Annotated in this window: 24 protein-coding genes; 15 read left to right on the top strand and 9 right to left on the bottom strand. The window is 56.4% G+C overall.

Annotated elements, in window-relative coordinates:
- Window positions 1–52 precede the first annotated feature (52 nt).
- The 9 genes from rsxA to gstA all read left to right on the top strand — a co-directional run bounded on the left by rsxA (window position 53) and on the right by gstA (window position 9,342).
- Complete coding sequence (rsxA, locus tag SIK97_RS05525; protein WP_004102633.1) at window positions 53–634, top strand: electron transport complex subunit RsxA; 582 nt, start codon at window positions 53–55, stop codon at window positions 632–634.
- Complete coding sequence (rsxB, locus tag SIK97_RS05520) at window positions 634–1,212, top strand: electron transport complex subunit RsxB (RefSeq protein WP_004851428.1); 579 nt, start codon at window positions 634–636, stop codon at window positions 1,210–1,212. The genes rsxA and rsxB overlap by 1 nt, the downstream gene beginning before the upstream one ends.
- A complete protein-coding gene (gene rsxC / locus SIK97_RS05515; protein ID WP_057173419.1) occupies window positions 1,205–3,502 on the top strand; it encodes an electron transport complex subunit RsxC in 2,298 nt (765 codons plus the stop codon). The genes rsxB and rsxC overlap by 8 nt, the downstream gene beginning before the upstream one ends.
- Entirely contained in the window at window positions 3,503–4,555 is a 1,053-nt protein-coding gene (rsxD, locus tag SIK97_RS05510) for an electron transport complex subunit RsxD (protein WP_057173420.1), read from the top strand.
- A gap of 10 nt (window positions 4,556–4,565) precedes the next feature.
- Window positions 4,566–5,186: an electron transport complex subunit RsxG gene (gene rsxG, locus SIK97_RS05505; RefSeq protein WP_004851434.1), complete on the top strand. Its 621-nt coding sequence runs from the start codon at window positions 4,566–4,568 to the stop codon at window positions 5,184–5,186.
- Window positions 5,187–5,189: 3 nt separating this feature from the next.
- A complete protein-coding gene (locus SIK97_RS05500) occupies window positions 5,190–5,897 on the top strand; it encodes an electron transport complex subunit E (RefSeq protein WP_057173421.1) in 708 nt (235 codons plus the stop codon).
- The gene (gene nth / locus SIK97_RS05495) at window positions 5,890–6,525 is read left to right on the top strand and encodes an endonuclease III (RefSeq protein WP_004851438.1); all 636 of its coding nucleotides are present in this window, start codon (window positions 5,890–5,892) and stop codon (window positions 6,523–6,525) included. The genes SIK97_RS05500 and nth overlap by 8 nt, the downstream gene beginning before the upstream one ends.
- A 597-nt stretch (window positions 6,526–7,122) precedes the next feature.
- Window positions 7,123–8,628 (top strand): dipeptide/tripeptide permease DtpA, encoded by a 1,506-nt coding sequence (gene dtpA, locus SIK97_RS05490; RefSeq protein WP_319610925.1) that lies wholly within the window; start codon window positions 7,123–7,125, stop codon window positions 8,626–8,628.
- 108 nt (window positions 8,629–8,736) lie between these two features.
- Window positions 8,737–9,342, top strand: a complete 606-nt coding sequence (gene gstA, locus SIK97_RS05485; RefSeq protein ID WP_004851441.1) for a glutathione transferase GstA — start codon at window positions 8,737–8,739, stop codon at window positions 9,340–9,342.
- Window positions 9,343–9,389: 47 nt separating this feature from the next.
- Here the strand turns inward: gstA and pdxY are convergent, their stop codons facing one another.
- The 5 genes from pdxY to anmK form a co-directional block, all read right to left on the bottom strand.
- Complete coding sequence (gene pdxY, locus SIK97_RS05480; protein WP_009654806.1) at window positions 9,390–10,250, bottom strand: pyridoxal kinase PdxY; 861 nt, start codon at window positions 10,248–10,250, stop codon at window positions 9,390–9,392.
- A gap of 61 nt (window positions 10,251–10,311) precedes the next feature.
- A complete protein-coding gene (gene tyrS, locus SIK97_RS05475) occupies window positions 10,312–11,586 on the bottom strand; it encodes a tyrosine--tRNA ligase (protein WP_004851444.1) in 1,275 nt (424 codons plus the stop codon).
- Window positions 11,587–11,839: 253 nt separating this feature from the next.
- The gene (gene pdxH, locus SIK97_RS05470; RefSeq protein WP_004851446.1) at window positions 11,840–12,496 is read right to left on the bottom strand and encodes a pyridoxamine 5'-phosphate oxidase; all 657 of its coding nucleotides are present in this window, start codon (window positions 12,494–12,496) and stop codon (window positions 11,840–11,842) included.
- Window positions 12,497–12,553: 57 nt separating this feature from the next.
- A complete protein-coding gene (gene mliC, locus SIK97_RS05465; RefSeq protein ID WP_014229593.1) occupies window positions 12,554–12,877 on the bottom strand; it encodes a C-type lysozyme inhibitor in 324 nt (107 codons plus the stop codon).
- A 92-nt stretch (window positions 12,878–12,969) separates the two neighbouring features.
- Window positions 12,970–14,094 (bottom strand): anhydro-N-acetylmuramic acid kinase, encoded by a 1,125-nt coding sequence (gene anmK, locus SIK97_RS05460; protein ID WP_032748924.1) that lies wholly within the window; start codon window positions 14,092–14,094, stop codon window positions 12,970–12,972.
- A gap of 271 nt (window positions 14,095–14,365) precedes the next feature.
- Here anmK and slyB point away from each other — a divergent pair, with 271 nt between their 5' ends.
- Both slyB and SIK97_RS05450 read left to right on the top strand, forming a co-directional pair.
- Window positions 14,366–14,833, top strand: a complete 468-nt coding sequence (slyB, locus tag SIK97_RS05455) for an outer membrane lipoprotein SlyB (protein ID WP_004851450.1) — start codon at window positions 14,366–14,368, stop codon at window positions 14,831–14,833.
- Window positions 14,834–15,062: 229 nt separating this feature from the next.
- A complete protein-coding gene (locus SIK97_RS05450) occupies window positions 15,063–16,415 on the top strand; it encodes a GGDEF domain-containing protein (RefSeq protein ID WP_057173422.1) in 1,353 nt (450 codons plus the stop codon).
- A 41-nt stretch (window positions 16,416–16,456) separates the two neighbouring features.
- Here the strand turns inward: SIK97_RS05450 and slyA are convergent, their stop codons facing one another.
- Window positions 16,457–16,897, bottom strand: coding sequence for a transcriptional regulator SlyA (gene slyA / locus SIK97_RS05445; protein ID WP_016810099.1), 441 nt, complete (start codon window positions 16,895–16,897; stop codon window positions 16,457–16,459).
- A 171-nt stretch (window positions 16,898–17,068) separates the two neighbouring features.
- On the opposite strand from slyA, the gene SIK97_RS05440 reads away from it, so the two are divergent.
- The 3 genes from SIK97_RS05440 to SIK97_RS05430 are packed head-to-tail and all read left to right on the top strand — an operon-like array spanning window position 17,069 to window position 20,236.
- Entirely contained in the window at window positions 17,069–17,305 is a 237-nt protein-coding gene (locus tag SIK97_RS05440; protein WP_004851455.1) for a DUF1656 domain-containing protein, read from the top strand.
- 10 nt (window positions 17,306–17,315) lie between these two features.
- A complete protein-coding gene (locus SIK97_RS05435; protein WP_014229597.1) occupies window positions 17,316–18,212 on the top strand; it encodes an HlyD family secretion protein in 897 nt (298 codons plus the stop codon).
- Window positions 18,212–20,236 carry an FUSC family protein gene (locus tag SIK97_RS05430; RefSeq protein WP_025105834.1) on the top strand — a complete coding sequence of 675 codons (2,025 nt, stop codon included), beginning with the start codon at window positions 18,212–18,214 and terminating at the stop codon, window positions 20,234–20,236. The genes SIK97_RS05435 and SIK97_RS05430 overlap by 1 nt, the downstream gene beginning before the upstream one ends.
- Here SIK97_RS05430 and sodC read toward each other — a convergent pair.
- The 3 genes from sodC to SIK97_RS05415 are packed head-to-tail and all read right to left on the bottom strand — an operon-like array spanning window position 20,229 to window position 22,015.
- Window positions 20,229–20,750: a superoxide dismutase [Cu-Zn] SodC gene (gene sodC, locus SIK97_RS05425; protein ID WP_004119475.1), complete on the bottom strand. Its 522-nt coding sequence runs from the start codon at window positions 20,748–20,750 to the stop codon at window positions 20,229–20,231. The two genes, SIK97_RS05430 and sodC, sit on opposite strands and share 8 nt — an antisense overlap.
- 59 nt (window positions 20,751–20,809) lie before the next feature.
- The gene (locus SIK97_RS05420) at window positions 20,810–21,706 is read right to left on the bottom strand and encodes an aldo/keto reductase (RefSeq protein WP_009654772.1); all 897 of its coding nucleotides are present in this window, start codon (window positions 21,704–21,706) and stop codon (window positions 20,810–20,812) included.
- A 48-nt stretch (window positions 21,707–21,754) separates the two neighbouring features.
- Window positions 21,755–22,015 (bottom strand): DUF1289 domain-containing protein, encoded by a 261-nt coding sequence (locus SIK97_RS05415; protein ID WP_192845381.1) that lies wholly within the window; start codon window positions 22,013–22,015, stop codon window positions 21,755–21,757.
- 121 nt (window positions 22,016–22,136) lie between these two features.
- On the opposite strand from SIK97_RS05415, the gene SIK97_RS05410 reads away from it, so the two are divergent.
- The gene (locus tag SIK97_RS05410; RefSeq protein WP_014229601.1) at window positions 22,137–22,736 is read left to right on the top strand and encodes a TetR/AcrR family transcriptional regulator; all 600 of its coding nucleotides are present in this window, start codon (window positions 22,137–22,139) and stop codon (window positions 22,734–22,736) included.
- Window positions 22,737–22,776: the final 40 nt, after the last annotated feature.

The raw sequence follows: 22,776 nt of genomic DNA, 5'->3' as shown, positions 1-22,776 counted from the left end.
CCGGTATCGATTTATTCGATAATAGACGGCTTTTTCTATTTCAGGTCGAATGATGGCTGATTATTTACTGCTCTTTGTTGGCACTGTCCTGGTTAACAACTTCGTGCTGGTGAAGTTTCTTGGACTGTGCCCGTTTATGGGGGTTTCCAAAAAGCTGGAAGCCGCTATGGGGATGGGGCTTGCCACCACGTTTGTGATGACGCTGGCATCTATTTGCGCCTGGTTAATTGATACCTGGATCCTTATCCCGCTGGATCTGGTCTATTTACGTACGCTGGCCTTTATCCTGGTCATCGCCGTGGTGGTGCAGTTTACCGAAATGGTCGTGCGTAAAACCAGCCCGGCGCTGTATCGCCTGCTGGGCATCTTCCTGCCGCTGATCACCACCAACTGCGCGGTGCTCGGCGTGGCGCTGCTCAACATTAACCTTGGGCATAATTTCCTGCAATCGGCGCTGTACGGTTTTGCCGCCGCGGTCGGTTTTTCGCTGGTTATGGTGCTTTTCGCCTCCATTCGCGAGCGACTGGTGGTAGCGGATGTTCCCGCGCCGTTTCGCGGTAACGCGATTGCACTGGTCACCGCAGGTTTAATGTCCCTTGCTTTTATGGGCTTTAGTGGTTTGGTGAAGTTGTAATGAACGCTGTCTGGATAGCCGTGGTCGCCATTAGCCTGCTGGGGCTAATTTTCGGCTTAATTCTGGGGTACGCCTCCCGCCGCTTTGCGGTGGAAGATGACCCGGTGGTGGAAAAAATTGATGCCCTGCTTCCGCAGAGCCAGTGCGGCCAGTGCGGCTATCCTGGCTGTCGTCCCTACGCTGAAGCGGTGGGGACCCAGGGCGAGAAAATCAACTGCTGCGCCCCCGGCGGCGAAGCGGTGATGCTGAAAATCGCCGAGCTATTGAACGTCGATCCGCAGCCGACAGACGGCGATGCGCAGGAAGCCGAACCGGCGCGAATGCTGGCGGTGATCGACGAGGCGAACTGCATCGGCTGCACAAAATGCATTCAGGCCTGTCCCGTCGATGCCATCGTCGGCGCCACGCGCGCCATGCATACGGTGATGAGCGATCTCTGTACCGGCTGTAATCTTTGCGTCGCGCCTTGTCCGACGCAATGTATTGAACTGCGCCCGGTGGCGCCGACGACAGAAACCTGGAAATGGGATCTTCAGACCATCCCGGTACGCATTATTCCCGTGGAACAACATGTTTAAGTTATTTTCCGCTTTTCGCAAAGATAAAGTCTGGGACTTCAACGGCGGCATCCATCCGCCAGAAATGAAAACCCAGTCCAACGGTACCCCGCTGCGTCAGGTTTCACTGCCGCAGCGTTTTGTCATTCCGCTAAAACAGCATATTGGCGCTGAAGGTGAGCTCTGCGTTCAGCCTGGCGATCGCGTCCTGCGCGGCCAGCCGTTAACGCGCGGCTGGGGCAGAATGCTGCCGGTGCACGCCCCGACGTCCGGTACGGTGGCGGCCATTGCTCCCCACTCTACCGCCCACCCTTCCGCGCTGGCGGAAATGAGCGTGATTATTGATGCCGATGGCGAAGACCGCTGGATTGAACGCGATGGCTGGAACGATTACCAGAATAAATCCCGCGAAGCGCTGATTGAGCGTATTCACCAGTTTGGCGTGGCCGGACTGGGCGGCGCGGGTTTCCCGACCGGCGCCAAGCTGCGCGGCGGCGGCGACAAAATCGACACACTAATTATCAACGCCGCCGAGTGCGAACCCTATATTACCGCCGACGACCGTCTGATGCAGGATTGCGCGGCGCAGATCGTCGAGGGTATTCGCATCCTTGCCCATATTCTGCAGCCAGCTCAGGTACTGATCGGCATCGAGGATAATAAACCGCAGGCGATTTCGATGCTGCGCGCGGTATTAGCCGACACGCACGGTATTTCCCTGCGCGTGATCCCCACGAAATATCCCTCCGGCGGAGCGAAACAGCTGACGCAGATCCTCACCGGCAAGCAGGTGCCTCACGGCGGACGCTCCTCTGACATCGGCGTGCTGATGCAGAACGTCGGCACCGCCTATGCGGTGAAACGCGCGGTAATCGACGGCGAGCCGCTGACCGAGCGCGTCGTCACCCTGACCGGGGAAGCGATCTCGCGTCCGGGCAACGTCTGGGCGCGCCTCGGCACTCCGGTCAGCCATCTGCTCAACGATGCCGGTTTCTGTCCAAGCGGCGATCCTATGGTAATTATGGGCGGGCCGCTGATGGGCTTCACCCTGCCGTGGCTCGACGTGCCGGTCGTGAAAATCACCAACTGCCTGCTGGCGCCGTCGGCGAGCGAAATGGGCGAGCCGGAAGAGGAAAAAGGCTGCATCCGCTGCAGCGCCTGCGCGGACGCCTGCCCGGCCGATCTTCTGCCGCAGCAGCTTTATTGGTTCAGCAAAGGCCAGCAGCACGACAAAGCCACCAGCCATAACCTGGCGGATTGCATTGAGTGCGGCGCCTGCGCTTGGGTCTGCCCAAGCAATATCCCGCTGGTGCAGTACTTCCGCCAGGAAAAAGCGGAGATTTACGCGCTTGCTCAGGAAGAGAAACGCGCGGCGGAGGCGAAATTACGCTTTGAGGCCCGTCAGGCGCGTCTTGAGCGCGATAAAGCCGCGCGTCTTGAACGGCATAAGCAGGCCGCGGTCCAGCCCGCGGCGAAAGATCAGGACGCGATTAACGCCGCCCTTGCCCGGGTACGGGAAAAGCAGCGTGACGCGGCGCAGCCGATTATCGTGCTCTCCGGCGCCAAACCGGATAACAGCGAAGCCATTGCCGCCCGCGAAGCCCGCAAGGCCGAGGCCCGGGCACGCAAAGCTCAGCAACAGGCACAAAGCAACGTCGCCGGGCCGTCATCTGACGCCGCCCTTGACCCGCGCAAAGCCGCCGTCGAGGCCGCCATCGCCCGAGCCAAAGCGCGCAAAGTCGAACAGCAGGCGGTTCCTGCGGAAGACGCCCCAGCAGAGCAGCCCGCCGCCAGTGACCCGCGCAAAGCCGCCGTCGAGGCCGCCATCGCCCGGGCCAAAGCGCGTAAAGCCCAACAGCAGGCGGTTCCTGCGGAAGACGCCCCAGCGGAGCAGCCCGCCGCCGTTGATCCGCGCAAAGCCGCCGTCGAGGCCGCCATCGCCCGGGCCAAAGCGCGTAAAGCCCAACAGCAGGCGGTTCCTGCGGAAGACGCCCCAGCGGAGCAGCCCGCCGCCGTTGACCCGCGCAAGGCCGCCGTTGAGGCCGCCATCGCCCGGGCTAAAGCGCGTAAAGCCCAACAGCAGGCGGTTCCTGCGGAAGACGCCCCAGCGGAGCAGCCCGCCGCCGTTGACCCGCGCAAGGCCGCCGTTGAGGCCGCCATCGCCCGGGCTAAAGCGCGTAAAGCAGAACAACAGCAACAAGCAGTTCCCCCGTCGGCAGCCAATGATGACGCCCGCAAAGCGGCAGTCGCTGAAGCAATCGCCCGCGTTCAGGCCCGGAAAGCATCCCGGCAGGCAGTTAACGAGGATTAAATGGTTTTCAGAATCGCAAGTTCCCCTTATACCCACAATCAGCGCCAGACTTCGCGGATTATGCTGCTGGTGCTGCTCGCCGCCGTGCCCGGCATCGCGGTTCAGACCTGGTTTTTCGGCTGGGGTACCGTGCTGCAAATTATCTTTGCCGCCATCACGGCGTGGGGAGCCGAAGCGGCCATCCTTAAACTGCGCAAACAAAATATTCCCGCGATCCTCGCCGATAACTCCGCGCTGCTGACCGGCCTGCTGCTGGCCATCAGTATTCCGCCTTTTGCTCCCTGGTGGATGGTGGTGCTGGGGACCGCGTTCGCGGTGATCATCGCTAAACAGCTCTACGGTGGTCTGGGTCATAATCCTTTTAACCCGGCGATGATCGGCTATGTCGTCCTGCTCATCTCCTTCCCGGTCCAGATGACTTCGTGGCTCCCGCCGCATGAGATAGCCGCCAATGTTCCCGGATTTAGCGACGCGCTGCGGATGATTTTCACAGGCCATACGGCGAGCAGTGGAGACATGAACAGCCTGCGAATGGGCATTGACGGTATCAGCCAGGCCACGCCGCTGGATACCTTCAAAACCTCGCTTCATGCCGGTCACGCGGTTGAAGAGATTCTCCAGTATCCTGTCTACGGCGGCGCGCTCGCCGGCCTCGGCTGGCAGTGGGTTAACCTGGCGTATCTGGCGGGTGGTCTGTTCCTGTTATGGCAGAAAGCCATTCGCTGGCATATTCCGGTCAGTTTTCTGCTGAGCCTTGCCGTTTGCGCTACCCTCGGATGGCTGTTCTCCCCGGAAAGCCTCGCCTCGCCGCTGATTCATCTGCTGTCCGGCGCCACCATGCTGGGCGCGTTCTTTATTCTGACGGATCCGGTAACCGCCTCCACCACCAATCGCGGACGCCTGATCTTCGGCGCGCTGGCGGGATTACTGGTATGGCTAATTCGCAGCTTTGGCGGCTATCCGGATGGCGTGGCCTTTGCCGTTCTGCTGGCCAATATTACCGTTCCCTTGATCGATTACTATACGCGCCCGCGCGCGTACGGCCACCGCTGAGGACCCGAACATGTTACAAAGCATGCGTAAACACGGCATCACGCTGGCCCTCTTTGCGGCGGGGTCTACCGGGCTGACGGCCGCGATTAACGAGCTGACCAAAAGCACCATTGAAGACCAGGCTGCCCAGCAGCAAAAAGCCTTATTTGACCAGGTTATGCCGGCTAATCTTTATAACAACGACTTGCTGAAAAGCTGTTATCAAGTTACCGCCCCGGCGCTGGGAAAAGGCCAGCACAAGGTTTGGATCGCTCAGGATGGCGAAAAACCGGTGGCTGCGGTGATGGAAGCCACCGCACCGGACGGCTATTCCGGGGCCATTCAGCTGCTGGTGGCCGCCGATTTTAAAGGTACCGTGCTGGGTACCCGCGTCACCGAACATCATGAGACGCCGGGGCTGGGCGATAAAATCGAACTCAGAATTTCCGACTGGATCACCCTCTTTGCCGGTAAAGTGATTCATGGGCAAAACGACAGCCACTGGGCCGTGAAAAAAGACGGCGGCGACTTCGACCAGTTTACCGGGGCCACCATTACCCCGCGCGCGGTGGTCAATGCCGTCAAGCGCGCCGGCCTGTACGCACAAACGCTGCCCGCGCAGATTTCCGCATTCACTCCCTGTGGAGACTAAATCATGAGCGAAGTAAAAGACGTTATTGTTCAGGGGTTGTGGAAAAACAACTCCGCGCTGGTTCAGCTGCTGGGGATGTGTCCCCTACTCGCCGTGACCTCGACCGCCACCAACGCCCTTGGCCTTGGGCTGGCGACGACGCTGGTGCTCACCCTGACGAACCTGACCATTTCCAGCCTGCGCCGCTGGACGCCGGCGGAAATCCGTATTCCGATTTACGTCATGATCATCGCTTCGGTGGTGAGCGTCGTGCAGATGCTGATCAACGCCTACGCGTTCGGCCTCTATCAGTCTCTGGGGATCTTTATCCCGCTGATTGTCACCAACTGTATCGTGGTTGGGCGCGCTGAGGCCTTTGCCGCGAAAAAAGGCCCGGCGCTGTCGGCGCTGGATGGTTTTTCCATCGGCATGGGGGCCACCTGTGCGATGTTTGTGCTCGGATCAATGCGGGAAATTCTCGGCAACGGTACCCTGTTTGACGGTGCCGATAGCCTGCTCGGCAGCTGGGCTAAAGTTCTGCGCATTGAAGTATTTCATACCAATACGCCGTTTCTGCTGGCGATGCTGCCGCCGGGGGCATTTATTGGCCTCGGTATGATGTTGGCGGTAAAATACCTTATCGATGAACGTAGCAAACAGCGCAAAGCTAAAGCGGTACAAGCCGATGTCGTTGCGCCGTCTGATGTGACGGGAAAAGCCTGGAATGAATAAGAGTAAACGCCTGGAGATCCTCACCAGGCTCAGGGATAACAACCCGCACCCCACCACGGAGCTGAATTTTCACTCGCCGTTTGAATTATTGATCGCCGTCCTGCTCTCGGCGCAGGCCACCGACGTCAGCGTCAACAAAGCGACGGCAAAACTCTACCCGGTCGCCAACACGCCGGCGGCCATGCTGGCGCTGGGCGTTGAGGGCGTGAAGTCGTATATCAAGACTATTGGCCTGTTTAACAGCAAAGCAGAAAACGTCATCAAGACCTGTCGTATCCTGCTTGAGCAGCACAATGGCGAAGTGCCGGAAGATCGGGCGGCCCTTGAGGCGCTTCCCGGCGTCGGCCGTAAAACCGCGAACGTGGTACTCAACACCGCCTTCGGCTGGCCGACAATCGCCGTCGATACGCATATCTTCCGCGTTTGCAATCGTACACAATTTGCGCCCGGTAAGAACGTTGAACAGGTCGAAGAAAAGCTGTTAAAGGTGGTTCCAGCGGAATTTAAAGTCGACTGCCATCACTGGTTAATCCTGCACGGTCGTTATACCTGTATTGCCCGCAAACCGCGCTGCGGCTCCTGCCTGATAGAAGACCTTTGCGAGTACAAAGAGAAGGTCGATCTCTGAACACGCATCGCGTCATTATCCATCAGGGTGATGACGCTGCTTTTCCCCCGCCTTCATCGACATTCACGCCATCATTTTCGCGCTGTTGCGGGTGATTATGCGGTTATATAATCATCGGCCAGCTTATTCATTTTTTTTAGAGGCAAAATTTCTATACATTTGTGATCGAGATCACCTGGTCAATTTATTGTTGATTTAATGTTAACGCTTTTGCGTGCAAACCTGCTGATTCAAATACCCTTAAGTTAAATACCAAAACAATAACCCATCAATTTTTAGGATTACGGGCTATATCACTGGATGCAAGCGCATACAGCCGAACATATCGCCATTATGCGAAAAACTTCGGATTCCAACAGATAAAAACTCTCCCTTTGGCTAAACCTTGAAATTTAACTCTGAATAACATTTGAGTAGGCGGTGTATTATGCCGCATGGAATATGTGTAACAGATTATTGCAAAGCTATTGCCTGAAGGGGCAGGATAGTGAACATTACCTGCCGTTTTCCCTCCAGAATAACTATAAAGGCGGCGGTCTGAGAAGATTGCGCCCCGAACACCCCCCGTTAATATGGGATGTAAAAAAAGAGGTATTTGTGTCGACTGCAAACAATAAACCAACAGAAAGCGTAAGTTTAAACGCTTTCAAACAACCACGTTCGTTCTATCTCATCTTCTCTATTGAGCTGTGGGAACGTTTTGGTTTCTACGGCCTGCAAGGGATCATGGCCGTTTACCTGGTTAAACAGCTGGGTATGTCAGAAGCGGACTCTATTACTCTGTTCTCCTCCTTTAGCGCCCTGGTCTACGGTCTGGTGGCGATTGGCGGCTGGCTGGGCGACAAGGTGCTTGGCACTAAGCGCGTCATCATGCTCGGCGCAATCGTTCTGGCTATCGGCTACGGCCTGGTGGCGTGGTCAGGGCAAGATGCAGGCATCGTATATATAGGTATGGCGACGATTGCCGTCGGTAACGGCCTGTTTAAGGCTAACCCCTCTTCCCTGCTCTCAACCTGCTATGAAAAGAACGACCCGCGTCTGGACGGTGCATTTACCATGTACTACATGTCCATCAACATCGGTTCTTTCTTCTCTATGCTGGCCACGCCATGGCTGGCGGCGAAGTTCGGCTGGAGCGTCGCTTTCGCCCTGAGCTTTGTCGGCCTGGTGATCACCATCGTCAACTTCACTTTCTGCCAGCGCTGGGTTAAACAGTACGGCTCGAAGCCTGACTTCGCCCCGCTGCAGATAGGCAAGCTGCTGGCGACTATCGTTGGCGTGGTGGTTCTCATCGCGATTGCAACCTGGCTGCTGCACAACCAGGGTATTGCACGTATGGCGCTGGGCGTGGTTGCGCTGGGCATCATCGTTATTTTCGCTAAAGAAGCCTTCGCGATGCAGGGCGCGGCCCGTCGCAAAATGATCGTCGCTTTCATCCTGATGCTGCAGGCGATTATCTTCTTCGTTCTGTACAGCCAGATGCCAACCTCCCTCAACTTCTTTGCGATTCGCAACGTTGAACACTCTCTGCTGGGCATCGCTTTCGAGCCTGAGCAGTACCAGGCGCTGAACCCTTTCTGGATCATTATCGGTAGCCCGATTCTGGCCGCCATTTATAACAAGATGGGCGATACCCTGCCGATGCCGATGAAGTTTGCTATTGGTATGGTCCTGTGCTCCGGCGCCTTCCTTGTCCTGCCGCTGGGCGCTAAGTTCGCCAGCGATGCGGGCATCGTAAACGTCAGCTGGCTGGTGATCAGCTACGGCCTGCAGAGTATCGGTGAACTGATGATTTCCGGTCTGGGTCTGGCGATGGTGGCACAGCTGGTTCCGCAGCGCCTGATGGGCTTCATTATGGGTAGCTGGTTCCTGACTACCGCTGGCGCCAACCTGATCGGCGGCTACGTGGCGAACATGATGGCGGTGCCGGATAACGTGACTGACCCGCTGATGTCGCTGGAAGTTTACGGTCGCGTGTTCCTGCATATCGGTGTCGCCACCGGCATTATCGCCATCCTGATGCTCATGACGGCGCCGAAGCTGAACCGTATGACCCAGGACGACGATAAAACGGCAAAAGCCAGCGATACCGCTACGGCTTAAGCTCCCCGGGAAAACCCATAAATTTAAACCGCTAACGCGCTGTTAGCGGTTTTTTTTTACCCCTGAGCGGACTAACATACAGGAAACCGCAGCCACGAGGAGTTACCGATGAAACTGTTCTACAAATCCGGCGCTTGTTCTCTTGCTTCGCATATTGCGCTACGCGAAAGCGGGCTGGACTTCACCCTGCAGGGCGTTGACGTGATGAAAAAACGTCTCGAAAACGGGGATGATTATCTGCAGATCAACCCGAAGGGTCAGGTACCGGCGCTGCTGCTGGACGATGATGTGCTGCTGACGGAAGGCGTGGCCATTATGCAATATATCGCCGATCGCGTGCCGGACCGCCAGCTGCTGGCGCCGGTGGGAAGCATTGCCCGCTATCAGACGCTGGAGTGGCTAAACTACGTGGCGACGGAGCTGCATAAAGGTTTTACCCCGCTGTTTCGCCCGGATACGCCGGAGGATTACAAACCTGTCGCTCGCGCGCTGCTGGACAAAAAAATGCAGTACGTGAACGAATGCCTGGAAGATAAAGAGTGGATTAACGGGCACCGTTTCACTATCGCCGATGGCTACCTGTTTACCGTGCTGCGCTGGGCGTACGCCGTGAAGCTGGATATGGAAGGCTATAGCAATATTGCAGCCTGGATGAAGCGCGTTGCCGCGCGGCCTGCGGTAGCCGCCGCCCTCGAGGCTGAAGGGCTGAAGTGAAGCCGATGCTTGCCCGACGCAGGTCGGGCAAGTTGTTCTCACGCCTCTTAAAGCTGCGTGGCGCTGAAGTAGTGCTCCGGCTGCGCGATGCGATCCTGAGCCGCCACAACCTGTAGCTCATACTCCTGCATATTTTTTGTCGCCAGCATGATTTCATACACCGCGGCGGTCACGTGCTCCAGCGCATCGCGCAGTCCCGCGCCCTGCAGCAGCTTAACCAGCAGCAGCCCGCTGGTGACATCGCCGACGCCCACCGGCTGGCGCATGCCAAAATCCACCAGCGGACGGCTGATATGCCAGGCTTCCTGCGCGGTGACCAGCAGCATTTCAAAACGATCCATACTCAGCCCGGCCCGCGAAAGATGCTTCACCAGCACCACTTCCGGCCCCTGTGCAATCAGCTCGCGCGCGGCCAGCACCGCTTCGTTAACGTTCGCCACCGGATGCCCGCAGAGGATCTCCAGCTCAACCAGGTTTGGCGCAATAATATCGCTCGCCGGCAGCGCATAGCGTACATGAAACTCCGCGACGCCGGGCGCTACGATACAGCCCTTTTCAGGGTGCCCCATGACCGGATCGCAGAAATATTTCGCGGCCGGATTGGCGCTTTTCACCTGACGCACGATGCCAAGAATATGTTCGCCCTGTTCCGCCGATCCCAGGTATCCGCTTAATACCGCGTCACAGCGCTGCAGCTGGTTAATATCGGCAATCCCCTGAACAATTTCCGTCAGATGCGCTGGCGGCATCACGCAGCCGGTCCACTTTCCGTATTGGGTATGGTTGGAGAATTGTACGGTATTAAGCGGCCAGACGTTGGCACCAAGGCGGCGCATCGGAAATTCAGCGGCGCTGTTGCCCGCATGGCCAAACACAACGTGGGACTGGATGGCGAGGATATTCTTCATCTTGATTACCTGAGAGCAAAAAATAAGGGGCGCGGTTTCCCACGCCCCTGCCTTTACGCAATTACTTCCAGCAGACCAGACAGTAATTTTTCTTACCGCGACGCAGTAAGGTGTAGCGACCAAAGAGACGGTCGGCATCAACAAATACGTATTCCGGGTCGGACTGTTTTTCGCCGTTGATGGTCACCGCATTGGATGCGATGGTTTTACGCGCCTGACCGCGGGACGGCTGCAGTTCAGAATCCACCAGCGCCTGCATCAGATCGGCGCCTTTATCCATTTCGATCATCGGCACGCCATCCTGCGCCAGCTGTTCGAAATCGGCTTCGCTCAAATCGCTCAGGTTACCGTTGAACAGGCTCTCGGTAATGCGTTTTGCCGCCACAAGACCTTCTTCACCGTGCACCAGGCGGGTCACCTGTTCGGCCAGCACATACTGGGCGCGCGGTGCTTTACCGCTGTTTTTGTCTTCTTCTTCCAGGGCATTGATTTCAGCCATGTCCATAAAAGTGAAGAACTTCAGGAAGCGATAAACGTCGGCATCCGCGGTGTTGATCCAGAACTGGTAGAACTTGTACGGACTGGTTTTCTTCGGATCCAGCCACACTGCGCCGCCTTCGGTTTTACCGAATTTCGTGCCGTCCGCCTTGGTGATCAGCGGAACGGTGAGGCCAAAGACCTGGTTCTGGTGCAGACGACGGGTCAGGTCGATACCGGAGGTAATGTTGCCCCACTGGTCAGAACCGCCGATTTGCAGCGCCACGCCGTGCAGCTTGTTCAGGCAGGCAAAGTCGTAACCCTGCAGCAGGTTGTAGGAGAACTCGGTAAAAGAGATGCCCTGGTCGTCACGGTTCAGACGCTGCTTCACCGCTTCTTTGTTAATCATCTGGTTTACCGAGAAGTGCTTGCCGATATCACGCAGGAAAGTCAGCACGTTCATGCTGCCAAACCAGTCGTAGTTGTTGGCGGCAATGGCAGAATTTTCACCGCAATCAAAGTCGAGGAAAGGCGCGACCTGTTTGCGAATTTTATCTACCCACTCCTGCACGGTATCTTCAGTGTTCAGTTTACGCTCCGCGGCTTTAAAGCTCGGGTCGCCAATCAGACCGGTCGCGCCGCCCACCAGGGCAACCGGTTTATGGCCGGCCATCTGGAAGCGTTTCAGGCATAACAATGGAACAAGATGCCCCAAATGCAAGCTGTCAGCGGTGGGATCGAAGCCGCAATAGAGCGCGATCGGGCCTTGCGCCAGTCGCTCTGCTAACGCTTCTTCGTCCGTCACCTGGGCTATCAGCCCCCGCTCCTGCAATTGTTTAATCAAGTTACTGCTTGCCATCAAATTCTCCATCTATAAAACGACTGCACCTCTGCCGGTACACGACTTTTCGCCAGACGCGAAAAAAATATCTACGCAAAATTATTCAAGCTGCGTCGCCGCGGCAAGCATGTGAAAGCCCAGGGAACTTACTCAGGTAAGCGACAGAGCCAGGCAGGCGCAGCTAACAAAGATGCAGCTTGAAAAATGAAGCGTATAGAATAAAGCGCCGGGCCACGATGCACCAGCGCTTAACACAACATTTTTGCGTCCTTTATGGCGCCAGTCGGTCGATTTGCCAGCCGCCGTTTTGCCGCTGGTAGAGAAAACGATCGTGCAGACGATGCTCGCCGCCCTGCCAGAACTCCATCTGTTCGATACTGACGCGGAATCCGCCCCAGAAGCTCGGCAGCGGCACTTCGCCCTGCTGGAATTTTTGCTTAAGCTCGAGGAACTTACTCTCAAGGATGCCACGCGCCGAGATACGGCTGGACTGCTGCGACACCCATGCGCCAATCTGACTATCGCGCGGACGGCTATGGAAATATTTCACCACTTCCAGCGTTGAAAGGCGTTCCGCTTTACCGATAACCATCACCTGACGTTCCAGCATATGCCATGGGAAAAGCAGGCTGATGCGGGGATTTTTTTCAATCTGATGGGCTTTGCGGCTGCCGAGGTTGGTATAGAACACCAGGCCTTTCTCATCGTAGTGCTTGAGCAACACGATGCGCTGGTAAGGCTGCGAGTTTTCATCGACGGTCGCGACAACCATCGCCGTTGGGTCAGCGAGCTTTGCGTCACAGGCCTGACGCAGCCAGCGCTCAAAGAGTGCCAGAGGTTCGGCGGGAAGATCGTGGCGGCGCAGGCCACCACGGGTATACTCACGGCGCAGGTGCGCGATTTGCTGCAATTCGTCGTTATCAGACATGGCAATTGAGAAAATAATCAAAGGGTAGCGTTATTGTGCGCCCCCATGGCTGAAATCTCAACGTTTGGCGGTTTGCAGCTGACAGTTTTCCAGCACGATACGGTCCCGTTTATAGACGGTGGCGCTATCGCCCTTCGACCAGAAGACGTAAACGCCATCGGTATAGCGCGCGCCAGAAGCGGAGAGCCCCTGCTGTAAATTGAGCTGCTGATTATCGTAAATAAAGCTGACCTGCTGGCGAGTATGATTGAGATGGACGGTCAACGGTTTCTGGTCACACTGATACTCGAGGGTGTCCGTATTCATCCGCTCGACAAACTGGTTGTAATAGCTACAGCCCGCCAGCATAAAAGGTACAGCAAGAATAAGAATTTTTTTCATCAATTTGCCTTCGACTTTCCCGGTCCGGGAAGGCATAACGCCCTCCCTCAACGCTGTCCAGTTTACGAAGAAACCGGCGCGGGTGATTTCAGTTAACTCTGATTTTGCGGCGGATTGGCGGGAAAAATCGCGCCAAGCACGGAAGCTTGCGACGCGCCGGTCACGGAAGGGAGATTGCCGGGTAGTCCGGCAAGCGTCCGCCACGCCAGCCATGCGAAAGCCAGCGCCTCCATATCATCACCGCTGATCCCCGCCTCATCGGTCGTCGATACTTCCGTTCCCGGCAGCAGCGCCGCCAGACGGGCCATCAGAAGCGGATTGCGCGCCCCGCCGCCGCATACCAGCAGACGTTCACATCCCCCGCTGAGCAGCACCTGTTCACTGATGCTGACGGCGGTCAGCTCCGCAAGGGTCGCCTGAACGTCCTGGGCGCGAAGCCCCGGATAACGCGCCAGATGCTGCGACAGCCAGCCGTAGTTAAAGTATTCACGACCGGTGCTCTTTGGCGCCGGCAGCGCAAACCACGGATCGCTTAGCATATCCTGCAGCAACGGCAGCACAATTTTACCCTCGCTGGCCCACTGTGCGTCTTTATCGAAGGGTTTACCGCACTGACGCCAGACCCACGCATCCATCAGCATGTTGCCCGGGCCGGTGTCGTAGCCGCGCACCGGCAGACCTGGCGCCAGCAAAGAGAGGTTGGCGATCCCGCCAATATTGAGAACCATTCGACGCTCAACCGGGTGCGCCAGCAGCGCGTGGTGGAACGCCGGGACCAGCGGCGCGCCCTGCCCGCCGAGCGCCATATCGCGACGGCGAAAGTCCCCGACCACCGTCACGCCAGTATGCGCGGCAATCTGGTTATTGTCGCCAATCTGCAGAGTATGCGGCGCATCGCCTGCTGGCTCATGCCAGACCGTTTGGCCGTGGCAGCCGATAGCGATGATGTCCGCCGCCTTGAGCTTTTCCTGAGCCATCAATGCCAGAACCGCATCGGCAAATAGGCGTCCCAGGCGCGTATCGAGCCGCCCCAGCTGCGAGAGAGTCAGCGGCTGCCCCTGGCAGATGGCCAGGATATCTTCTTTAATCGCGATGGGGATGGGATAGGTCAGGCTGGCCTGCTGGGCAACCAGATTTTCATTAATTGCTGCGAGAACAACATCAACACCATCAAGGCTGGTGCCGGACATAACGCCGATAAAGCGGCCTGATTTCATACGCTTTCCTTCATTCCATGACTCTCGTATATCCCCACACTCCATCATAAACGAGGGGGCAAAGCTACGCTGCTATAATACTTTTTAACAATACAAGCAGCGCTGCCGGTTCTTAGGGTAAAGAACTTGTGTTTAGTTTAGGTTGAGACGACTCTGATTATTATTTTTTGTATAGTCGTTGCATCTGCTATGCCAGCAGACGCTTAAATGCCATATAATTGGCTACAAGGAAGTTCAACAGAACGCTTCTTGGTGAACAGGAGATTCATAAATGATTTTACGTGTTTTGGCTGTCTCGATGATTGGTTTTACGCTTGCAGGCTGCGTCAGCAGCAGCGGCCTGTCCGGCGATGTTTACTCCGCATCTGAAGCCAAACAGGTCCAGAGCGTGACCTACGGCACCATTGTGCATACCCGTGCGGTGCAGATTCAGGGCGGAGATGACAGCAACGCCATCGGCGCTATCGGCGGCGCGGTGCTCGGCGGCTTCCTCGGTAACACCATTGGCGGCGGCACAGGTCGCTCCCTGGCAACGGCGGCAGGCGCTGTCGCCGGCGGCGTAGCCGGTCAGGGCGTACAGGGCGCGATGAACAAAACTCAGGGCGTTGAGCTGGAAATCCGCAAAGATGACGGTAACACCATCATGGTAGTGCAGAAGCAAGGCAGCACGCCGTTCTCCGTCGGCCAGCGCGTAGCCATTGCCGGCAGCGGCAGCCAGGTGACGGTCTCCCCGCGCTAAATCTTCTCTCTGCGGCCCGGACGGGCCGCTTATTGATATAAAATACGCATTATTTTCCCAGCGTAAATAAATAATTCATATATATTTATATTTTTCTTTTATACACACACTAATTTGCGCCCGCGCAATATTCTGCCCGCCACCATCACGTATTCTCCAGTCAGTATTATTTAAAAGCATTCACGACTATCTTGTCGTTTTACCTTCGCATTTTTCAGGGATGTTGACTATGCGCGTTAATATAAAAAGCTTACCCTATCGGATATTTATTTACGCTATCGCGTGCAGTCTTTCCATTGCTGTGGTTAATTTTATTACCACCTCATTAATTCATCGTATTTCTACAACATCATCCATGCTTTTCCCCGTGCTGACTATTTCACTGATGGGCTTTCATATTATGATTGCCTGCTTTATGGGCATGAAATATCTGTGTGATAAAAATCAACTGTACCTGGCCCCGATAGCCTTCGCGTTTACCTGCTCGGCCCTGCTGATGCTGGGAACGATAGGCAGCTATCCCGACTGGCTGGTCTGTGCTCAGGGGCGCGAGATCAATCAAAATGACGCGCTGGTTTTTTATTTTTTCCGCAACGTGATGATGGCTGTTTTATTTATAACCTCAATTGTTTTATATCGAATCCGACACATTACCGGCCACTCAAGAAAAATTCACGGTGCGGTGCTCAGTAGTTGTTTTATTTTTATCAGCGCAACGCTCATATTATCGTGGGTTCATTCAAGCAACTCGCCGTTGCTAAGCATTGAATTCATTGACAATCTAACCTACACCTTTACGCCACTATGGCATAATCGCATTGGCTGGCTATTAATTATAATATGGTCATTAACGCTGATTTTACTGATCGGCCTGACTCGGCTGCGTAATATATTCTGGTACAGCGGCGCTTTTTTTTGTACCGCCTATATCTTTACGCTGCTGGTGCTGCTCTCCACGGTTAGCGGTAACGCTCACTCCTGGAACCAGGCGCGGCTTTTTGAAACGCTGAGCACCCTGTTTCTGATTTTAATTCTACTTGGTGACGTTTTTATACTCTATCGTGAATCAAACGAAAGATACGTCCGCTCTTACCAGAACTCGATTCGCGATCCCCTGACCCGGCTGTATAACCGCAGCTATTTCTATGACACCCTGACTCAGCGGTTGTCGAAGGCTTCCGCTTCACAGCCGCTGTCGGTCATCGTCTGCGACCTCGATCGCTTTAAGCGCATCAACGACACCTACGGTCACGTGCAGGGAGATAAGATGATTCAGTTTGCTGCCAGCGTGTTGCAGAACAACGTGCGCCAGGAGGACATTGCCGCGCGTATCGGCGGGGAAGAGTTTGCCGTGCTGCTGGTGAATATCGGCGCCAACGAAGCGCTGGCAATCGCCGAACGTATCCGCCTGTCGGTCAGCGAGAAGCAGGAGGGATTACCGGAGAGAATGACCATCAGTATGGGCGTGTTCACCACGCAGGATGCGCACGTTTCGGCAGAAGAGTGCGTTAAGCGCGCGGATACCGCGATGTACGAAGCGAAAAACAGCGGGCGTAACCGCGTAGTGGTCTGGCGTGAATAAACAAAAAAGAGGCCTTGAGAGTCCTCAAGGCCTCGCTAAGGTCAATCTTTTGCCTGGAGATCGAGAATATTGTGTTCAAGTTTACGAATCAAATTAAGCAGCGTTTCCACCTCTTCCTTAGATACGCCGGCCAGAATCTCATCACGCGTTTTGCCGATAACCTCTTCCATTTCGTTGATCAGAGGCTCGGCTTTTTCGGTAAGCTTGATACGTTTTGCCCGCCGATCGTTAGCACAGGTCTGGCGAGAAATAAGCCCTTTCTCCTCCAGCTGGTCGAGCGTGCGAACCAGCGACGGCTGCTCAATACCTATGGCTTTCGCCAGCTGAATCTGCGACTGTTCAGGCGGCAGCTGGTGAATGTTATGCAGCGTGACCCAGTGCGTCTGCGTTAACTCCAGAGGTTTCAGGCGATGGTCGATTAGCGCGCGCCAGACGCGCACCAAACGTGCCAGATCAGAACCAAGTGGCGATTCCAATTTCATCTCCTTATAATTAGCTTGCTAAGTTATTATACTGATTTTAGAATAGTGTGCAGCATTTAAATTACCAAAACAAATGAATTACCCGATTCACTAAAATCAGAACAATGATTTACAATGTGAATAATCGCATAACCTGAACATTCTTCCTGCAACGGCAAAGGATTTTTGCTTGTGAAACTGAGTCTTAACACTGCCGGATTGTCGCTCCAGGACCTGGTGTTCGGCGCTTCTGTCTATTTCCCTCCCGTCTTTAAAGCCGTTTTGCTGGGCTTTTTTATCTGGTTGATTATCCACCGCCAGCTGCGGGACTGGATGTATGCAGGCGAGATTTGGCATCCCCTGCTAATGGACCTCTCCTTCTTTGCGCTCTCCGTCTGTCTGGCGCTGGTTTTACTGACTATCTGGTAATGTTCATTACATGAAGAAACTAAAATACTTATCCACGCTGCTGGTCGCCGCGCTGGCTATTATTGCCGCCTGGCTGGTCTGGAATTACTACACGCAATCCCCGTGGACCCGCGACGGCAAGGTCCGCGCCGAGCAGGTTGGCGTCACGCCCCAGGTTTCCGGCAGCATCCTGCAGCTCAACGTGCGCGACAACCAGCTGGTTAAAGCGGGAGACGTGCTGTTCAGAATCGATGACACGCCTTATAAAATCGCCCTGCTCAACGCCCGGGCGCAGCTTGCTAAAGCTAAAGCGGAAGTCGCCCGCGCGCAGGCAGAACAGAAAAAAGCCGCCAGCGATGCCAGCCGTCGGCGTCATCTTTCACAGAACTTTATCTCGGCAGAAGATTTAGAAAACGCCAACACCGCGCTGAATACCGCCACGACCAACCTCGAAGCCGCTAAGGCCGTGGTTGGCGTGGCGCAGGCCACCCTCGATCACGCCCAATGGCAGCTCACGCAGACGGAAATAAAAGCGCCGGTTGACGGCTGGGTCACCAATCTCTCAACCCGGGTTGGCGACTACGCCGCCGTTGGCCACCCGGTTTTCGCCCTCGTGGACAGCCGCTCCTTCTACGTGGTGGGTTATTTTGAAGAAACGAAACTGCGCAATATCCGTCCCGGCGACAGCGCCCAGATCATTCTTTATAGCAGCAAGCAGAAGTTACAGGGTCACGTGAGCAGCATCGGACGCGCCATCGTCGACCAGAGCGTGGAGAGCGGCGGCGATCTGGTGGCGAACATTAAACCGAATATTCCGTGGGTCCGACTTGCCCAGCGCGTACCGGTGCGTATTGAGTTTGATCATTTGCCGCCGGATACCATCCTGGTCTCCGGTACCACCTGCACCGTAGCCATCGGCGCGCAATAATGAAGCTGCAGGCTCTGACGTGGCGCTCGCTCCCGTGGATTAAGGCCAGCCGTCCGCAGTGGCGCTATGCCTTGCGTAACGGGATTGCCATGTGCCTGGCGCTGAGCGTCGCCTACTGGCTGAATCTTGACGAACCCTACTGGGCGATGACCTCCGCCGCGGTGGTCAGCTTTCCCACCGTCGGCGGGGTGATCAGCAAAAGCTTCGGGCGTATTGCCGGCAGCCTGCTCGGCGCCTGCGCGGCGCTGCTGCTGGCCGGGCATACGCTCAACGATCCGTGGCTGTTTCTGTTCAGCATTTCGGCGTGGATAGCCCTCTGCACGTGGGCCTGCGCGATGTTTACCAATAACGTCGCCTACGCTTTCCAGCTTGCGGGCTACACCTGCGCGATTATCGCTTTCCCGGTTATCAATATCACCGACGCGAACGAACTGTGGACCATCGCCCAGTCGCGCGTCTGCGAAGTCATCGTCGGTATTTTGTGCGGCGGGCTGATGATGATGATCTTACCGAGCACCTCCGATGGCGCTACGCTGCTGACGGCGCTGAAAAACATGCATGCGCGCCTGCTGGAACACGCCAGCCTGCTGTGGGTGCCGGAAACGACCGATGCCATTCGCACCGCGCACGAGAGCGTGATCGGGCAAATCCTGACCATGAATCTGCTGCGCATTCAGGCCTTCTGGAGCCACTATCGCTTTCGTCGGCAAAATCCGCTGCTGAACTACCTGCTGCATCAACAGCTGCGAATGACCAGCGTGATTTCGAGCCTGCGGCGAATGCTGCTCAACTGGCCCACCGCGCCCGCCCGCACCCGCGAGATACTGGAGTCGTTGCTCAACGAGTTATCTCATGCCAACGCCGACGCCCTGAGCGTTGCCCGCATCATCGCTCCGCTGGCGCCCCCCGCGGACGCTGACTACCGGCATATCGCCTTCTGGAAGCGTCTGCGCTACTTCTGTCGTCTCTATCTGGAGAGCAGCCGCTGGCTCAGGCGCATCGAAAACGCCAGCGCGATAACCGAATTTAACGTACCTTCCGCGCCAGCGCTGGCTCGCCATACCGATCAGGCCGAAGCCTTATGGAACGGCGTACGCACCTTTTGCGCGCTGGTGATGGTCGGCGCCTGGGGAATTAGCACCCAATGGCAGGCCTGCGCCGCAGCCCTGACCCTGGCGGCGATCTGCTGCGTGCTCTATTCGGTCTCTCCTTCGCCGTTTAAGTCACTAACGCTGCTGATGCGTACCCTGATCCTGCTTTCACTCTTTAGCTTTGTGGTGAAGTTTGGCCTGATGGTGCAGATAACCGATTTATGGCAGTTCCTGCTGTTTCTGTTTCCCCTGCTGACCACCATGCAGCTGCTGAAACTCCAGATGCCTAAGCTCGCCGGACTGTGGGGGCAGCTGATTGTCTTTATGGGGTCGTTTATTTCGGTGACCAACCCGCCGGTCTACGACTACGCATCGTTTCTTAACGATAATCTGGGCAAAATCATCGGCGTCGGCCTTGCCTGGCTGGCGTTCGCCATCATCAGCCCGGGTTCAGACGCGCGTAAAAGCCGCCGTCATATCCGTGCGTTACGGCGTCACTTTGTCGACCAGCTAAGCCGCCGCCCGCAGCATAGCGAGCATGAATTTGAATCGCTGGTTTATCACCACATCAGCCAGCTCAGCAATAGCCAGGATGCGCTGGCGCGCCGCTGGCTGCTGCGCTGGGGCGTGGTTTTGCTCAACTGTTCCCACGTGGTGTGGCAGCTTCGCGAGTGGGAAACCCGTTCCGACCCGCTATCGCAGGTGCGCGATTTATGCATCAGCCTGCTGCGGGATGTGATGAGCGAGCGCGGGGTACAGCAGCGGCCACTCGCCTCGACGCTGCAGGAGCTGCAGCGCATCTGCGACGCGCTTAATCACCACCACCAACCGGCGGCCAAAGAGCTGGCGGCGGTTATCTGGCGACTGTGGTGCGCGCTGTCGCAGCTGGAGCAGGCGCCCATTGCCGGCACCTTAACGGAAAGAACTACTTAATCACGCCGCAGGCGAACCGCTCGCCGCCGCCGCCAAGGGGCTGCGGGCTATCGGACATATTGTCGCCCCCCACGTGAATCATCAGCGCCTTCCCTTTAACCTCATCCAGCGTTTTTAAGCGCGGCGCGACCACCGGCTGGGTTGCTTTACCATCGTTATTGACCACCAGGAACGGCAGATCGCCGAGGTGACCGGCGCCGTCGGGACCTTCATGCTTACCGGTTTTTTGCGGATCGTAGTGCCCGCCTGCTGCGCCAGCGGCGACGGCTTTACCCTCTTTAATCGCGGGCTGGCAGCTGCCGTTGGCGTGGATATGGAAGCCGTGCTCGCCGGGAGGCAGCGCCTTCAGGTCTGGCGTAAATTCCAGGCCTTTCGCGGTTTCGCTGATTTTAACGCTACCGATAGCCTGACCGACGCTCTGGCTGGTGACAAGATTGATATCGACGCTTTCACTGGCCGCCTGCGCGCCTGCGCACGCGGCCAGGGTAAGTATGGCGAGAATACATCGTTGCATAACACCTCCTTAATGGCTCTGTCGCTACTAAGTGTAGGCCATTGCGGAGGTGATGGGGTTTACGGAACGTCGTAACCTAACGCCGCTTTGCGGATACGGAACCACTGCTGGCGGGACATCTTCAGCTTTTCGGCCACCACCGCGGAACGCACGCGCTCTATTTTCCCTGAGCCAATAATCGGCAACGGCTGCGACGGCAGGCGCAGGATCCAGGCATACACCACCTGCTCAATGCTCTCCGCATTCAGCTCCTGAGCAACGCGCGCCAGCTCATCGCGCAGCGGCTGGAAGCTGTCGTCGTTAAACAAACGACCGCCGCCGAGGCAGGACCAGGCCATCGGGCGAATACGCAGCTGCTGAAGCTGATCCAGCGTACCGTCAAGCAGCAGCGGCTGATGAACCGGAGAAATTTCCACCTGGTTGGTCGCCAGGGTAAACGGCAGGCGCGACTGCAGCAGGGTAAACTGGGCGGGGGTAAAGTTCGATACGCCGAAGTGACGAACCTTGCCGCTATGGTGAAGGGCCAGGAAGGCTTCCGCCACTTCATCCGCATCCATCAGCGGGTCCGGACGATGAATCAGCAGCAGGTCAATATGGTCGGTGGCAAGGTTACGCAGCGACTGCTCCGCGCTGAGAACAATATGGTCGCGGTCGGTAATATAGTGGCCGATGGTGTTTTCCGCCCGCGCTTTCGTGGCAATCCCGCACTTGGTGACAATTTCCATCCTGCTGCGCAGATGCGGCGCCAGCTTTAGCGCTTCGCCAAACGCAGCCTCGCAGCGATAGTCACCGTAAATATCGGCATGATCGATGGTGGTAATGCCCAGATCCAGGTGTTGCTCAACAAAGCCCACCAGCGCCTGAGCGGACATATTCCAGTCCATCAGACGCCAGTAGCCCATCACAAAACGAGAGAATTCCGGCCCCTGCGGAGCCATAGCAATACGCTGAACCATAACAGCTTCCTCAATAAAAAAGTGCCCTGAGTATACGCAATTTTAGGCTTAAAACAGTGAGGGTTGCTGCGGTTCTTCCGCACTATCCTGCTTAGCTGCGCGTAATTTGCGCAGTAGCCGCTGACGGCACAGACGCAAAACATCCTGCTTTTGCGCATCGCTCATTTTCTGCCACTTGAAACGCTCGTCGCGGCTACGCATACACCCCCGACAGTAGCCGCGTTCATCAGACTGACAAATCCCCCGGCACGGACTCTGTACCGGGAAGAATTCCAGTTGTTCAGCCACTTCGCCTCTCCTGCCGCTCATCTCTTTCTTTATTGAAGACGTTTCATCCGCCGTACGCAAATTTTGTTCATCAGCCTCTGCGCCAGGCGGCATTTTTAATTATGACTTGCATTAGACCAATCGGTCTATTACAGTGAGCGCCATGAACAAGCACAGTGAATGTAACACCCGCGAACATATCCTGGCCACCGGCGAGCAGCTCTGCATGCATCGGGGGTTTACCGGTATGGGTCTGAGCGAACTGCTGAAAACAGCGGAGGTGCCGAAAGGCTCTTTCTATCACTATTTTCGCTCTAAAGAAGCCTTTGGCGTTGCGCTGCTCGACCATCACTACGCCGGATATCTTCAGCGCCTGGTCGATCATTTTGACCACGGCGAGGGGAACTATCGCGATCGCCTCCTGGCCTACTATCAGCATACGCTGACGCAGTTTTGCCAGCAGGGCATCATCAGCGGCTGTCTGACGGTGAAGCTGTCGGCAGAGGTCTGCGATCTGTCGGAAGATATGCGCACCGCGATGGATAAAGGCGCCAGCCAGATCATCGTTCTCCTCGGCGATGCGCTGGAGAAAGGCCGTCAGGAGGGCAGCCTTGCGTTTGACGGCGACGCCTTAACGCTCTCGCAGGTGCTTTACTCCCTGTGGCTGGGGGCGAATCTGCAGGCTAAAATTACGCGTAGCGCAACGCCGCTGGAAAGCGCCCTTGCCCACGCCAAACGTATTATTGCTGCGCCTGCCGTTTAACAGGCGTTTTTATTTACCCCGTTTCAAGACGACCGGTCTA

Source organism: Klebsiella sp. JN_Kp126 (assembly GCF_033843325.1).
GTDB classification, from domain to species: Bacteria; Pseudomonadota; Gammaproteobacteria; order Enterobacterales; family Enterobacteriaceae; genus Klebsiella; species Klebsiella michiganensis.
Note: the sequence above shows the minus strand (reverse complement) of the source record. Positions and strands in the feature narration are given on the sequence as shown.